We start from the raw sequence: 16,755 nt of genomic DNA on the forward strand, positions 1-16,755 counted from the left end.
TGGAGATTATCACGAAAAATTTACTCAGTTGGACAGTGCTTTTAAGTATTACTCTAAATCGGAAAAGCTATACCGAACGGCTAATGACAGTCTAGGAATTGGGAGATTGATTTTATATAAGGCTGGCATTTTATATGATGCTGGCATTTACACTGAAAGTGAAGTGCAGACAGCCAATGCAATGTATTATCTAAAAAAAGATGATAACCAAAGACTCCTTTACGAATCGTACAATTTAATGGGGCTTAATCTCAGTGAATTAGGAAACTATGAAAAAGCATTGCCCTATTTCAATTTAGCAAGGGAACAACTGGATGCAATGGAAAAAAATAATTATCCCGAAGATAAATTAATCAAATCTAGGGCATCCATTTATAATAATATAGGCAATCTATTCGAAAAAAAAGCTGATTTTACTTCCGCTATCGATTATTACACAAAAGGTTTGGCTTCGCATAAAATTAAAGAAAACCAACCTACGCTTTACGCCATGTTACTTGATAATCTCGCCAATGCTAAAATGAAATCTGGTGCACTAAAAGACGTGGAACGTTTACTTTTGGAATCTGCAAAAATTAGAGATAGTTTACAGATAAAATCAGGTATTGTAACCGGAGTAATTCATTTGGGAGAGTATTATATCGCAGCTAAGGATACGGTTAAAGGGTTGAATTTGCTAACGGATGGGTATAAAAAAGCAAGAGAAATCGAAAGCACGTATGATGTGAAAAATGCATTAAAATTACTTAGTTTAAACGACAAAGAAAAGCGTGACTATTATGGAAAACTATATATTAGCATAACGGATAGTTTGCAAAATATTGAGCGGAATACCCGAAATAAGTTTGCACGTATTGCTTACGAAACGGATCAAGTCGAAGAGAAAAATGAGACGCTCATTAAAAAATATACCTCAACCGTTCTCGTGTTCAGTGGTGCGCTTTTACTAGTATCGGTTATTTTTATTATATATCGACTTAAATCTCGAAACAGAGAACTGCACTATATAAAAAATCAGCAAGAGAGTAATGAAAAAATATACCAACTGATTTTGGAACAACAGTATGAAAATCAATCGGCCCGACTTGAAGAGCGAAACCGCATAGCGTTGGAGCTGCATGATGGAATAGTAAACCGTGTTTTTGCCACTCGTTTTAATTTATCGCTGTTGCAATTGGGTGCGAGCGACCAAAAAGAGCAGTTGGTGCAAGAATTACTTTTGGTGGAAAAAGAAATTAGAAAAGTATCGCATGATTTGCAGCAAAATGCAGCATTTGAAGATACGAGTTTTCAAAAAGCTTTGGAGTCGTTGGTATTGAATCAGACCAATGCGCATCATACCATGTTTGACTGTAGCATTGATAACTACATAGACTGGACGGCAGTGCCAAGCGCGCACAAGGTACACATTTATCGCATAGGTCAAGAGGCGCTGCACAACGTGAATAAATATGCACAAGCAACCAAATGCTCTGTTTTCGTACTCAAAAAAGGATCCAAAATTTCAGTTCAAATAACAGATAATGGTATTGGATTTGAAACAGAAAAGAAGAATCAAGGTATCGGGCTAAAAAACATACAGCAAAGAGTAAAAAGCATTAATGGTACACTTACCATTACCTCAAATTCTAGTGGTACCACCATTGAAATACTATTCTAAAATGACGCTATTTCCTTCCCTATTCAAGCTGAACGTTATTGTTTAAGTATTTTAAAAGTGTCCAAATTAGTGCCTCCATGGCATAATCGCACAATCCTTCCACCCTCCCAGCAAATAGCTAAGCTCCCATTCCCAAAACCTCACAACCCACAACTCAACCCTCACAACTGACAACTGACAACTCAATGCCAATCCTTTTTTACCATTTACTAACCATTTGATAAAGCTAAAACCTTGTAATAAGTCAACAGAAAAGTATAATTTTAAACCAGCATAAAAAAGTAATTTTGACCTGCGAGCAAGCGTGTTACACAAGCAATTAGGGAAATAGCAAACCCCTTTTTTTTTAAAATAAGGAATGCTTGCATCAAATAAAAATAACAAAAGGCTTCAACAGTCGGCCCACTTTAATAAATAACAAACTACATGGATTTTTTAGAAACACTAGGAATTGTCGCACTCTTGTTACTCTTCTTTACATTCAAAAACAACGGTAGAGGGCTTATGGAACGATAAGTCAGCCTCCCTAGCGGGACGTTAACAGTGCGCACTACCTCATTTTGTTTTTCAATCGTTCAAGCATTACGGCTTGCTCCTCAAACACAAGCTCCAACGTAATACGTACCGATTACATGGGATTGCTTCGTTCCTCGCAAGGACGAAATAGCACGTGATTTTTAGCATAAACCACAATGAAACCGACAACCTTCAACAACTTTAAACTTTAAACATTTCTCTTAACACAAGCTCCAGCGAAACACGTACCGATTGCATGGGATTGCTTCGTTCCTCGCAAGGACGAAATAGCACGTGATTTTTAGCATAAACCACAATGAAACCGACAACCTTCAACAACTTTAAACTTTAAACTTTAAACATTTCTCTTAACACAAGCTCCAACGTAATACGTACCGATTGCATGGGATTGCTTCGTTCCTCGCAAGGACGAAATAGCACGTGATTTTTAGCATAAACCACAATGAAACCGACAACCTTCAACAACTTTAAACTTTAAACTTTAAACATTAAACATTTCTCTTAACACAAGCTCCAGCGAAACACGTATCGATTATTTGGGACTGCTTCGTTCCTCGCAGGGACGAAATAGCACGTGATTTTTAGCATAAACCACAATGAAACCGACAACCTTCAACAACTTTAAACTTTAAACATTTCCCTTAACACAAACTCCAACGTAATACGTACCGATTGCATGGGATTGCTTCGTTCCTCGCAAGGACGAAATAGCACGTGATTTTTAGCATAAACCACAATGAAACCGACAACCTTCAACAACTTTAAACTTTAAACATTTCTCTTAACACAAGCTCCAACGTAATACGTACCGATTGCATGGGATTGCTTCGTTCCTCGCAAGGACGAAATAGCGCATGATTTTTAGCATAAACCACAATGAAACCGACAACCTTCAAAAACTTTAAACTTAAAACATTAAACATTTCCCTTAACACAAGTTCCAGCGTAATACGTATCGATTACATGGGATTGCTTCGTTCCTCGCAAGGACGAAATAGCACGTGATTTTTGACATAAAGCACAATGAAACCAACAACTTTAAACGTTAAATATTTTTCCATAACTCACAACCCTTCTCTTCCTATGCCACCGGACAAGAAATCAAAAAACCCCAACTGCACAGGCAATTGGGGTTTTTCTTTGTGAACTAACGTAACAATCTATTTTTAAAATACAATCTTCTTAGTGGTCACTTGATTGTCTACTGCTGTTATTTTAACCAATACTACTTGATTGGCAATGTTCAACTTGCTAAATGTAGCAGTTGTTGCATTTACATTCTCTAAAACTTGAATCAAGCTTCCGCGGATGTCGTATAGTTCTACTTTCTCCAACTCCATAGTAATCGCGTTGATAACGATATCTTGTCCTTCTTTGTACACCATTACTTTGTTGATGTCTATGTCGGGATTGTTTGTTCCAAGGGTTGAATTTTGGTACACCACTTCAAAACGGTCGTTCGCGATTCCCTCATTTGCTGTAAAGCTATAAGCCGATTCTTTCACGTTGTGAACAAGTCCAGTAAGGTTATCTTTGATGTAGATGTTTTGGTTTCCAATAAACAATCCGTCAAAGTTAGCAAGCGAAATACTGTACGTTGTTGCTGCATTGGTTTTGAAACCTAAAGCCACTGAACTTGTATGGTCAAACGGTACTCCTAAACCTTGGATAGCATATTCTACACCATTGATAAGTGATGTTAGCGCCATTGGACTGTCGTTAAGATACGCCGCGTCGTAACCATTGTCAATTCCTTGTGAAGCACCTGTTGCATAGCCAATTAAAGTTTGCCCTACTACAACGTTAGCAGTAGATAAGTTTAACCACATACGGTGTAGTTCATTTGTCGTATCAGTAGCTCCTCTATAAAAAGTAGCTGTTCCATTGGTTCGCATTGAGTTCGTAAACGTTAAGTTTCCTGGTGTAGCCGAATTAGCTACTACGAAGAACCCTTGACCTGTTTCAATATGTGTAGGACTTCCCACAATACTTGCATCAGGACTTGTTAACCCCATAAGTGGCGTATATGTAGCATAACCTGATGGACTCACACCCGAATAACTTGCACTTGCTTTCTTTCTCCAGAAATATAAAGTTTCATTTATATCCGAGTTTGCTGCAAAGAAGTCAGCAATTGAAATACGTGATGGGTAAGGATTTCCTACTAAGTTCAGTTTGCTGTTTGCACCTGAAAGTGCCACATTCACGTCACCATTAGTTAATGTCCCTGCAAATGTACCTTCATAAGATTGCGCATCATCGCCATCTATGTTGTCCCAAGTAACCCAGTTGTTTGGTACACGAATTAAATATCCTTTAGCTAAGCTAAACAGTTTAGTGTTCATGTCATTAGTTGTGAATATTTCCTGTACATAATCTCCATTTGTACCTACTGCTGCATCATACGAAGAGAAGCGATTGTACAATGTTTGTAGTGAAAACGCTCTTAAATTCTGTCCTCCTACTGGAGATGACCATAAAGAATAATCTTGACGGAACAATTCAGCCGAGTTGCGTTTTACGACACCTGTACCAATGTTAGTCGATGCGGTATTTTGTAACAATGTACCATTGTTCTCAACTAAAAAGTGAGCTGCAGCACCATGATTGGTAATTTTCTCATCCACAGTAAGTGTGGTTCCTGAAGCAACCACAATACTACCTAGTTGCGTTACGATTAATTCTTTAACATCTAAATCAGTAGTAAGTGTTAAGGCATCTTTAATGACTGCCTTCATTGTAAGATTCGGCACTCCGTTATCCCAAATTTGATTAATCCATGTGGTAAGGAAAGCAGGGTCTTCTGTAAACTTCATTACCGTTGTTTTATTGGCTACAGAAGCGTCAACAAAAACTACATACGGTGTGCCTTCGCTATCCATCGTTATGGAACTATAATCAGCAGTACTGGATGAAAATCCTGCGGTACCCACTGTGGTCCATGCGGTACCGTCAAACCTTTTAACGGTAGCTTTATAGTCATTATTTGAATCTTGATACACTACGAAGGGTGTTCCGCTTGCATCAAGTACCGTTGGATAGTTATTTATTACTCCGGCGGCAAAATTGGTATTTCCTACTGCAACCCATTCGGTACCATTAAACTTCATAACCATAAGTTCGTCGTAAGAAAAATCGACAAACGTTACATAAGGAGTTCCTGCACGGTCAATAATAATAGCGTTATAAAATGCTACTCCATTATAGAAACCAGATGCTGGACCAACAGGTACCCAAGCACTTCCGTCGTATTTCATTACTGCTGGTTTTCCTTCATTTTCATCTCGATAAAATACATAAGGAGTTCCGCTAAAGTCAATGGCAAGTGAAGCATCATAAGCTTCCATTGCTGTAAATCCAGCTGTACCTACAAGCGTCCAAGCTGTTCCATTAAACTTTCTTACCGTCATTTTATTAGCTGCATTAGCATCGCTATATGCAATAAAAGGTTGATTTAAACCGTCAATAGCAAGTGTAAGTTCTTCACCTTGATAAGTTAATGCTGTTCCTCCTACATTTTCCCAAGTAGTGCCTGTAAATTTCTTGACTTGGACTACAGTGCTTCCAGCTACTCCTCCCACGTAACCAATGTAGGGTGTATTAGAAGTATCAAAAGCTAAATTTAGATTAAAGACGTTGCTTACTTCTGAAAATCCTGCCGAACCAACATTAATCCATGCAGTTCCGTTAAACTTCATAACCGTTACTTTATTAGCATTGGCATGATCATTAAAAGCTACATAAGGCATTCCATTATTATCTGAAAATAGTACTGTTTGATCGGAAGCACCGGCAGAAAAACCAGCGGCACCCGTAGTATTCCAAACACGTGTATTATCAAATGCAGGGACTGTAACTGTTAAAGCTGCGGGATTGGAAATCACTGCTGAACCGTTAATCTTTGCTCTATATTGTGTCCCGCTCATAGAAATAGGCACTGTACTGATGGCAAGGTTTGCTGTGGTTGCGCCACTGAATAAACCCTCGTTACTTATATCGCTAAATGTACTTCCGTCATCATAACTTACTTGCCATTGGTAGTCTAAAACAGTACCGTCTGCTACTACAGCAAAATCAGCGTTAGTACCTCCTATTAGGGTTGAATTAGAAGGTTGAGTTGTAATTGTTACTTGAACAGCATCAATCGTAACTACAATTTCTGCTCTTTCACTTTCACAACCGTTTGCATTTGAAGAGGAAACCCAGTATGAAGTATTTCCTACGGTTGTTGTAGCAGGTGTAATAGCCGTTTCAGAACTTGTTCCTCCCGAAGCAACCGTATACCATAACAATCCCGTTCCACTATTAGTGGTTAGCGGCGATGCTGTACTTCCTGCATCATAAATTACTGGAGTTGCAACCGTCGGTACAGAAGGTACTGCAACACCTGTTGTAATAGGCGAACCTACTGAAAAGTTCGAAGTTGAATTGTTTAGTGCAAAACCGCTTAAAGTACCCGTTTTAGAATTAGGAGAACTGTCAGTTAATGAAGTTAAACCTGCATTACTAAGGTTTGCTTGTCCTTGGTTAAACTTATAATAGGCTAACAAACCACTTTCTGAACCTTGCAACTCGCAATTTTTTCTTCTATTGATTTCGTCTGCTGTTAGTGCTTTATTCCAAATACGAACCTCATCCATACCACCATTAAATAATACGGCATTGGCGTAAGCCCCTAATTGAATCGTATTTCCAGCAGAAGCGGGAACAGTTGTATTTTCGCTTACCATTACCCCATTTACGTACAATTTCATGGTAGTAGATGGTGCATCATACGTGACAGCCACATGGTTCCAAGTATTAAATAGTGGAACAGCGGATGCCGATACAAGCGAAAAGTTATTGGCATGACCTGCTCTAATTCCAAAATTAGTAATCCAAAACACGTCTCCTGCTGAAGATAAAATATTATAACTTCCCGTAACCGCATTGGGTTTAATCATCGCTTCCTTAGTATAGGAAGCTGCAGGAGCAATAATAGAACCTATAGTAACAAAATCATCAATACCGTCAAAATTTAAGTTTGTGGCTGGACCTTCTACTCTCACAACCATTTCAACTCTTGGACTCTCACAGCCATTGGCTTTTGTACTTGAAACCCAATAAGAGGTGTTTCCTAAAACTGTAGAATTTGGAGTCGGTGCTGTTGCAGTGCCAACTCCGCCCGAGGCGACCGTGTACCATAATAACCCTACTTCACCTGAAGCAGCTGTTAAAGGAATTGTAACCGCTCCGCTACTATATGTAACTGGAGTTGTGATTGTAGGCACTTGCGAATACTCTAAAACAACAGTAATCAAAATACGATTACTTGTTTCAATTCCAAGTTGCTCTACATAATAATTACCTGTAGTTAAAACGGTTGTTCCTAACAGTTGAGTTCCACCAGTTGCAACATTGAACCATTTTTCTGTGGCACCTGCGGAAGGAGTTGCCGCTAAAGTAGCTAAAGTAGCCCCACTACAAACCGTTTGGCTTGACTCACTTATCCTTCTTACTGTTACGGGAGTAGTTGCACTTTCAACTACTCCAGAAAATTGACTTACATAATAAGTAGTTCCATCAACTAAAGGCGTTGTTAGTTCCAAAGCAGTACCAGGCGTTGGTGTACTGTACCATTTTATGTTATTACCTATAGCGTTTAAATTTGCAATAGTACCCGTACCTGCATAAATTTGTGGGCTTTTTGCTGTTGGAGGTGCTGGCGCTACAACAATAACCTTAATTTCTGCTCTATCGCTTTCGCAGCCATTAGCATTTGAACTAGAAACCCAATAAGAAGTAGTACCAGCGTTTGCCGCACTAGGTGTTAAGGCTGTTGCAGAACTTGTTCCTCCCGTAGCAACTGAATACCATAATAATCCGCTTCCGGTGGCCGTCAAGCTTGTTGGCGTGGCACCTTGAACATAATTTACTGGCGTAGTAACTGTTGGACTTAACGGAACAGCTATACCAGTTGTAACAGTTGAACCAACAGAAAAATTGGAGATAACATTGTTTAATTCAAAATTAATTAATGTACCTGCAGTTCCAGATAAAGCTGAATTTGTTAAGGACGTTTGAGTTGGATTATCCAAATTAGCATTTCCTTGATTGAACTTATAATAAGCTATCAAACCCGACTCTGAACCTTGAAGCTCACAATTTTTTCTTCTATTAATTTCCGAACCTGTTAGTACTTTATTCCAAATACGAACCTCGTCCATACCTCCGTCAAAAACAGAAGTAGCAGTGTAGGCTCCTATTTGAATACTATTTCCCGTTGAGGATGGAACACTTGCGTTTTGACTTACCATTACGCCGTTTACATACAATTTCATAGTAGTAGAAGGCGCATCATAAGTTACAGCAACATGGTTCCAAGAGCTTAACAACGAACTCGCAGCTGCAAACACATCTGAAAGAGCCGTTGTATGACCCGCTTTAATATAACCATTATGAATCCAAAATGCACTTCCTTCTGCTGATATTATATTATACACTCCAGTAATCGCATTTGGTTTTATCATGGCTTCCTTTGTATAGGAAGAGCCTGTTGCTATTATTGTTGGTATTGAAACATAATCGTTAACCCCGTCAAAATTCAAATTGGTAGCGGGTCCAACTATTTTAACCTGAATGGCTACTCTTGGACCTTCGCATCCATTAGCATTTGTACTAGAAACCCAATAAGTAGTACTGCCAAAAGTTGTTGTACTAGGAATTGGTGCTGTAGTAGAACCTGTTCCGCCACTTGCTACAGTATACCACAACAAACCAGTTGCGCTAGAAGTAGCTGTTAAAGGACTTGCTACCGCATCTTTACTATAGGACAAAAGGGGTGCTACAATAGGTACTGCTACCGCTTCAACGGTCACAGGTACAAGAACACGATTACTAGTTTCAGTTCCTTGTTGCTCTACATAGTAGTTCCACGTTATCAATTGCGTTGTTCCTGAAAGCGATAATCCACCTGTTGCATAGTAATACCATTTTGCTGTTGCACTTGGTGATGGAGTCGTCACTAAACTTGCTATTGTAGCGCCACTACAGAGTAATTGACTTGCTGCACTAATCTTTCTTACTTTAACGGCTGTTCTACTACTTTCTACATTTCCATAGGTTGTAGCAACATAATAGGTGGTACCATCAACCAAAACAGCAGTTGATAAGAGAGCAGTACCTCCTTCATTCGCTGCATACCAAAGTAAGTTACCTCCGAATGCAGTTAAATTTGCAACTGTTGCTGTACCTGAATACACTTGTGGATTTTTTGCTGATGGAGCTGATAAAATAGTTACAAGTACCACAACTTCTGTTCTTGCGCTTTCACAACCATTATCATTCTTACTAGAAACCCAATAAGAGGTATATCCCGTTGTCGCAGTACTTGGTACAGGAGCGGTCGCAGTACCTGTTCCGCCAGAAGCAACTGTATACCATAACAGACTTGTTCCGTTAGTACCAATTGTCGCTGTTAAAGCTGTTGCTGTAGCTCCTTTATAATAATGTACAATTGTAGGAGGATTAGTTGGCATTGATACCTCTTCTACTGTAATAGGTACAAGAACACGGTTACTCGTTTCAGTCTCTGTTTGCTCTACATAATAATTACCCGTAGTTACTAGAGTTGTTTCTAAGAGCGCTGTTCCGCCTGTTGCCACGTCATACCATTTTGCCGTTGCACTTGGTGAAGGCGTAGTAACAAAATTTGCTATTGTTGCACTATTACAGAATAATTGACTTGCTGCACTAATCTTTCTTACTTTAACAGCAGTTCTAATACTTTCTGCCTCTCCAGAGGAATGTGCTACATGATAAGTAGCACCGTCAACTAAAACAGTAGTTGATAGAAGAGCGGTACCTCCTGTAGTAGAAGTATACCAACGCAAATTAGATAAAGTAGCTGTTAAATCAGCAATGGTCCCCGACCCAGCGTAAACTTGCGGATTTAGCGCTGTAGGAACCGGTAAAGCTGTAACAGTTACCTGCACTTCTGCTCTTGGACCTTCACAACCGTAAGCGTTAGTACTAGCGACCCAGTATGAAGTCACTCCCGCGTATAAAGTACTTGGTATAAGTGCTGGAGTTCCACTTATACTACTAGCCGATGTGTACCAAAGCAAGCCCGTGCCATTTGCACCTACGGTTGCCGCCAAAGGTGATGATGATTCTCCCTGAACATAAGTTATCGATGTTGCTGTAACTGTGGGTACAGAAGGAATTATTGAACCCGTTACAACAGCAGAACCTGATAACCAGTTGCTTGCTGTGCCTGTTTTTGCAAAATTCATTAATGTCCCATTATTTGGAGTTGTAGTAGCTCCATTTAATATTGAAATACTCGTATTATTTTGCCCTCCATTTCCTTGATTAAATTTATAATAAGCTAATAAACCGGTTTCAGTTCCTAATAATTCACAATTTGTACTACCGTTTAATTGTTCTGGCGTTCTAGGCACGTTCCAAACTCTTATTTCATCTATATTTCCCTTGTATTTTGCCGCACCTGTTCTGTCTAATCCAACATAAACTGAATTTGAGTTTGAAATATTATCAATACCCAGCTGTTCTGAATAAGTGTTTGCCTCCATAACACCATCCACATATAACTTTAAAGTCTTATCTGTTCTATTTAAGACGCAGGCAACGTGATGCCATTGGTCATCGTTTAGAAGGGTGGTACCCGCCATATTAATAAGATTAAAGCCACCATATTCTACTGCAATTTTATTTCCAACAATAACAAACTGTATTCCTTTTGGTTTAACAGAAGTTGGTAATTTTGCAAATATTCCGGCATAAGCAATTTGAGAATCGCTCATTTTAACCATAGCCTCTATGGTCAGGTGGTTTGTGCCAAACTGAAATGTACTACTATTTGGAATATTAATGTAGTCATTGACTCCATCAAAATTTAAATGTGTTCCCGATTGGGAAAAGACATTTAATTGTGTTAATACTAATAATAGAAAAAAGCAGAACTTTTGTTTCATAAGGATAAATTTAGGATTTACAAGCAAATCTAAGTCTGAAAGTAGTAAACCACAAAAAAATGGTGCGAAATGCAGAACTTTGTATGTGAATGGTAAAAGAGGACTTAAAAAAGCTGTTTTTATACGCTTAATTTAGAAAATAATGTTTTTAGATAGAAGGTAAGTCTAAAGGTAGAAGCCCCAATCTTATAAAAAGTTGGGGCTTCTGTATTCAACACAAATAGCGCAACCGCTATTTAAAACGCAATCTTCCTACTAGTTACCTTAGGGTCTATCGTTGTTATTTTAACCAAAACTACCTGATTGGCAATGTTCAACTTGCTAAATGTATCCGTTTTCCCATTTACATCTTCCAAGACTGGTAGTAAACTTCCGCGGAGGTCGTATAGTGCTACTTTCTGCATTTCAATATTTATTGAAGTGAAGTAAATGCATTGAGCTTCTCTGTATATCCTCACTTTATTGATACCCCTGCTACTCGATTGCATCGCGTACCCCATTACCTTTTTGAAAACGAAACAAAGCGTTTGACACGCGACTCCTTAAAAGTCATCTACCCAATATACTGCTATTTATAAAAACATTTATATAAAGGCCAAGTTCATAAATTATATACTGTTTTAATGAATCGCGTTGCAAACGCAACTATTTTTTTCTTGACTTTAAAAGGATGTTCGATACCATCGACCCATAGAGAATGGAGCATTTATTTCAGCTGGAACTTGCACGATAGTCAAAGAAAACACCCTAATATTAGGAGGAAAGGGTTAAATCATAAAAAATTAAATAAAGAAGGGGGCAATACTTACAGCACGCTATAAAATAAGTAGGGAAAGGATATAAAAAATCAAAAGCGACCAAAAGGCCGCTTTTTTTTAACTAAGTAACAAAAACAATTAAATCCAAGGATCCAATATGACTTTCACGCAGCCCTCTGTGCGATTACTAAAAATTGTATACGCATGTTCAATTTTTGAAAGAGGCATACGATGGGTAATAATATCATCTAATTTTACTTTACCATCCACTACATACTGCAACAATTTATCGATATGCTTATGTACCGGAGCTTGACCGCCTCGCAACTGCAAGCCTTTATCAAAAAATTGTCCGATTGGGAAATTATCATACAAGTAAGGATAGACCCCTAATACGGATACAATTCCCCCACGACGCACAGCACTCATACAAGCTTCCAGTACTTTTACTGAACCTTTTTCGAAATGCACTACGGCTTTCGCTTTATCCAACAAAGAGCGGTCGGGCTCAAATCCTACTGCGTCAATACACGCATCTGCTCCTCTTCCTTGCGTCAGATTGCGAATTTGCTTAACAACATCATCCACATTGCCTTCCCATAAAATAGTAGCACTACCTGTAGTAGCTGCCGCTTTCTCTAAACGGTAGGACAAGGTGTCAATAATGATGACCATAGCTGCACCACGTAAGTAAGCACTCTTGGCAGCCATTAGTCCTACTGGACCCGCTCCAAAAATGGCAACCGTTTCTCCGCCCTTAATTTCCGCCCAGTCCACTCCCGTGTATCCCGTCGGAAAAATATCCGTTAAAAATAAAACTTGTTCATCTGTCAAACCTTCAGGTACCAATCGAGGACCATGATTGGCATAAGGGACTCGCACGTACTCCGCCTGACCTCCATCATAACCTCCATATAAATCCGTATAACCAAACATACCTCCACCCTTCTGGGTCAATACACCACCTTCCGGTCCATAATGTTCCTCATTACTATTTTCGCAGTGACCCGGTAAATCGTGATTGCAAAAAAAACACCCACCACAGGCTATTGGAAAAGGAACGATGACACGATCCCCTCGCTTCAAATGGGTGACGCCTTTTCCTACATCTTCGACAATTCCCATAAATTCATGACCCAACACCATAGGGCGTGGTTGCGGAATACCTCCAGAATAGATGTGCAAATCGGATCCACAGATAGCGGTTGAGGTTACTTTCAAAATAATATCATCCGCTTCTTTTAAAATCGGATCTGCGACGGTGTCATAAGTTATAGAACCTGCACCATGAATTACTGCTGCTTTCATAATAAAGTGTTTAATATTAACAAGTTAAATTTCTAGATAATAATTTCAAATACTTTTATAGAATTTAAAGGAAAGTTTTTAAAATTTTACAACTGACAGGGGTGGTCAACTCCCATCTATATAGAGTAATAACACAATTTTAGAAGTGAATGCTATAATTCCTACGTCAATAGGATAGTTTACATTTATACCACCTACAAAATCAACAGTCAGCAATTAAAAGCAAACAGTATGAGAGCAATATGGACAGGAGCAATTAGTTTTGGTTTGATAAACATTCCCGTAAAAATTTTATCTGCAGTGGAAAGCAGCAATTTGGACTTGGACATGCTAGATCAAAAAGACCACGCCAATATCAAATTCAAACGGGTCAATGAAAATACAGGAAAGGAAGTTCCGTATGCCAATATTGTAAAAGGATATAAAATTGAGGATAAATATGTAATTCTGGAGGAAGAAGACTTTGAAGCGGCAGACGCCATTAAAACCAAGACCATCGACATACAAAGTTTTGCTTTAGAAGAGGAAATTGACAGTATTTATTATGAACAACCCTATTACCTCCAACCTGAAAAAAGTGCCTTAAAAGCATATGGCCTTTTGCGAGATGCACTTGAATCGTCAGCAAAAGTAGGGGTGGCTAATTTTGTGATGCGAAACAAGGACAGCTTAGCCCTATTGAAACCCTATAAAAATATTATTCTATTGCATAAAATTCGATTTGCTCAAGAAATCCGGACCACTGGAGAAATAAAAATCCCGAAAACCGCAGCAAGCAGCAAAAAAGAAAGGGATATGGCGCACAAATTAATCGATCAGCTAACCGAAAAATTTGATATTACCAATTATAAAGACGAATACACAGCCAAGCTACTGAAAATTATTAAAAACAAAGCAAGTGGAAAGAAAACGAGTAAAGCAAAACTAAAAGTAGTACATAATCAAAGTGACGACTTGATGGAAATGCTAAAAGCCAGTTTAGAAAATAAAAAGTCCTCTTAGGTTTTTTTCAAGGCTTCTAGTTTGGCTAGCAGCTCTTCAATAGTAGCACCTGTTTCCAAGACGGGTTTCCATAAATCCCCTTTCTCAGCAAAACGTTCGAGCACATTTTTTAGCGTAAACTGTGAGGGATGCAGTTCTTTCGTTACTTCCTCCCATTGTAAAGGCGTAGAAACTGTAGCACCAATTCTAGGCCGAATACTATACGGAGCCGCAAGGGTTTGTCCTTTTCTATTTTGTAAATAATCAATATAGATTTTGTGATTTCTCTTTTTAATACTGCGTTCTAAGGTTGTCGTCTGTGGTAAGCGAAAGTGTACTTCCCTCGCAATCAGCTCAGCAAAAAGGAGCACGGATTCGTACCTATATTTTGCGGCTAAAGGCACATAAACATGTAGTCCTGACGCACCCGATGTCTTGCAATAACAGGGGGTATCGAGCTCGTCCATTACTGTTTTTACCATCAGTGCTACTTCTACTACTAGTTTAAAATCATCCTTTTCGGGATCGATGTCTATAACCATCCAGTCCGGATTATCTAATTTTTTTGTAGTGGAATTCCATGGATTAAAATCGATACAACCCAAATTAGCCATATAGAGTAAAGTGGCCGTATCGTTGCAAATCAGATAATTCAACTCCTTATCAGTTGATGCGGAAGGTATAGGTACCGTTTTTAACCATTTAGGAACGGCTGCTAAATCAACGTCTTTTTGATAGAAGCTCGAACCAGTAATTCCGTTGGGAAACCGGTGCATGGATTGGGGGCGGTTTTTTAAATAGGGCAAAATAGAACCGGCGACTGCTTTATAATACTCCAGCACTGCACCTTTAGTGAGGCCACTTTCTGGGAAATAAATTTTGTTTTGGTTGGTTAAATGCAGTGTTTTTTTTCCTAATTTTAAATCATAATTTGGCGCGGTTTCAGCCGATACAGCATCCAATACAGCCGATTTCTGCTCTTCAGAATCTTGCTCCTGGTGCACTACCTCTTTGGGTTTTTTATCCACTCTTAATCCCAAATAAACAGGGTGACGCAAATGTCCACCACGGGTCCATTCGGTGAATTTTACTTGACAAACCAACTCAGGTTGTACCCACTGAATATCATTTTTTAAAGAAACTTTTTTAGAAATTGGACGTTCTGAAACAAAGTACGGCGTTAGTTTTTGATGCAACTCTTGTAAAGCTGCTTCAGTAAAACCTGTTCCACATTTTCCAATGTACTCGAGTGTACCGTTTTTATAGTGCCCCAGTAATAAAGCACCAAAATAACTTCTGGAATGCTTAGGGGAAGTTATACCAATTATCACAGCTGCAACTTGTTGAATTATTTTTATTTTAATCCAATCAGCAGAACGCCTACCTACCAAATAATTTCCATCAATCCGTTTTGCTAGTATGCCTTCAGTCTTGTTTCTAACAGCTTCTTCAAATAAATCCCGGCCGTTTTCAAGGACATGCTCGGAATAACGTACCCTTTCAAACGCATATTTTTGCAACAATCTTTTCAATAATTCTTTTCGCTCCAGTAGGCTAAGTAAGGTGGTATCGTTGCCATCGAGATTCAATAAATCAAATACATAATAGTGTAAAGTCCCTTCACCCGTTTGCATATAATTCTGAAGCAATTGAAAACTGGCTTTGCCATTTGCATCCGCAACAACTAGTTCTCCATCTAAAACAGCAGCATGTTTTATATTTTTTAATTCGTCTGCAACTGCTTCGAATTGCGCAGTAAAGGAATGTTCATTTCTGCTCCACAGACTAACCTGATCCTCTTGGACAACAGCAACGCAACGATAGCCATCGTATTTATTTTCAAACAGATAATCTGCATTTGAAAAGGCAGTGCCCTTTTTACCTCCGGCTAACATCGGAGCAACGAAACCCAATTGTACTTCCTTTTTTTTAGCTTTCCTTTGCGCAGTTTTTTTTTGAGAAGCACTGGCTAATGCTTCAAGTGTGCGGTTCGTTAGTACAGATTTGTCCTTTTTCAATATATCTTTGTCAGTAGCATAGGCATCCTTTTTTTTCAGAAGCAACCACGCATTTTCTTGTTTGCCTTTTAATTTAACCAGTGAAAATTCCCCTTTGAGTTTTTCCCCTTTTAATACAAAACTTATTTTTCCTTTCTCTAAATCTTCTCGCAGCCGGTTTTGTGCTGATTCTCCTTCGTTTACCAATTCATACCTCCCTTTGTCCCATACAATTACCGTTCCCGCGCCATAATTTCCTTTAGGTATTGTACCTTCAAAATCTTTATAATCGTAGGGATGATCTTCCACTAACATGGCCAACCTCTTATCATTGGGATCCATAGAAGGCCCTTTAGGCACCGCCCAACTTTTTAAAACACCACCTACTTGTATCCGAAAATCGTAATGCAAATGAGAGGCTGCATGCTTTTGGACTACAAATACAAACTCATTTGCAGACTTCCCTTTTGTTCCTTTAGGCTCATCCGTCTGTTCAAAATTGCGCTTTTGATTGTATTTTGCTAATGACATAAATAAGA

The 16,755-nt window shown here is 38.8% G+C and carries 6 protein-coding genes; 2 read left to right on the plus strand and 4 right to left on the minus strand.

The window, feature by feature from the left end:
• Window positions 1-28 precede the first annotated feature (28 nt).
• A complete protein-coding gene (locus ACQ5J2_RS00445; RefSeq protein ID WP_432671729.1) occupies window positions 29-1,660 on the plus strand; it encodes a tetratricopeptide repeat-containing sensor histidine kinase in 1,632 nt (543 codons plus the stop codon).
• A 1,703-nt stretch (window positions 1,661-3,363) separates the two neighbouring features.
• On the opposite strand, the gene ACQ5J2_RS00450 is transcribed toward ACQ5J2_RS00445, so the two are convergent.
• From ACQ5J2_RS00450 to ACQ5J2_RS00460, 3 genes are all read right to left on the minus strand, one after another.
• Window positions 3,364-11,172, minus strand: coding sequence for a LamG-like jellyroll fold domain-containing protein (locus ACQ5J2_RS00450; protein WP_432671730.1), 7,809 nt, complete (start codon window positions 11,170-11,172; stop codon window positions 3,364-3,366).
• A gap of 236 nt (window positions 11,173-11,408) precedes the next feature.
• Window positions 11,409-11,576, minus strand: coding sequence for a hypothetical protein (locus tag ACQ5J2_RS00455; RefSeq protein ID WP_432671731.1), 168 nt, complete (start codon window positions 11,574-11,576; stop codon window positions 11,409-11,411).
• A gap of 492 nt (window positions 11,577-12,068) precedes the next feature.
• Complete coding sequence (locus ACQ5J2_RS00460) at window positions 12,069-13,238, minus strand: zinc-dependent alcohol dehydrogenase (RefSeq protein ID WP_432671732.1); 1,170 nt, start codon at window positions 13,236-13,238, stop codon at window positions 12,069-12,071.
• A 231-nt stretch (window positions 13,239-13,469) separates the two neighbouring features.
• Here ACQ5J2_RS00460 and ACQ5J2_RS00465 point away from each other — a divergent pair, with 231 nt between their 5' ends.
• Window positions 13,470-14,240, plus strand: a complete 771-nt coding sequence (locus tag ACQ5J2_RS00465; RefSeq protein ID WP_432671733.1) for a Ku protein — start codon at window positions 13,470-13,472, stop codon at window positions 14,238-14,240.
• Here ACQ5J2_RS00465 and ligD read toward each other — a convergent pair.
• Window positions 14,237-16,747, minus strand: coding sequence for a DNA ligase D (ligD, locus tag ACQ5J2_RS00470; protein WP_432671734.1), 2,511 nt, complete (start codon window positions 16,745-16,747; stop codon window positions 14,237-14,239). The two genes, ACQ5J2_RS00465 and ligD, sit on opposite strands and share 4 nt — an antisense overlap.
• Window positions 16,748-16,755 lie beyond the last annotated feature (8 nt).

This window comes from Flavobacterium sp. SM2513 (assembly GCF_050908145.1).
Taxonomy (GTDB): domain Bacteria; phylum Bacteroidota; class Bacteroidia; order Flavobacteriales; family Flavobacteriaceae; genus Flavobacterium.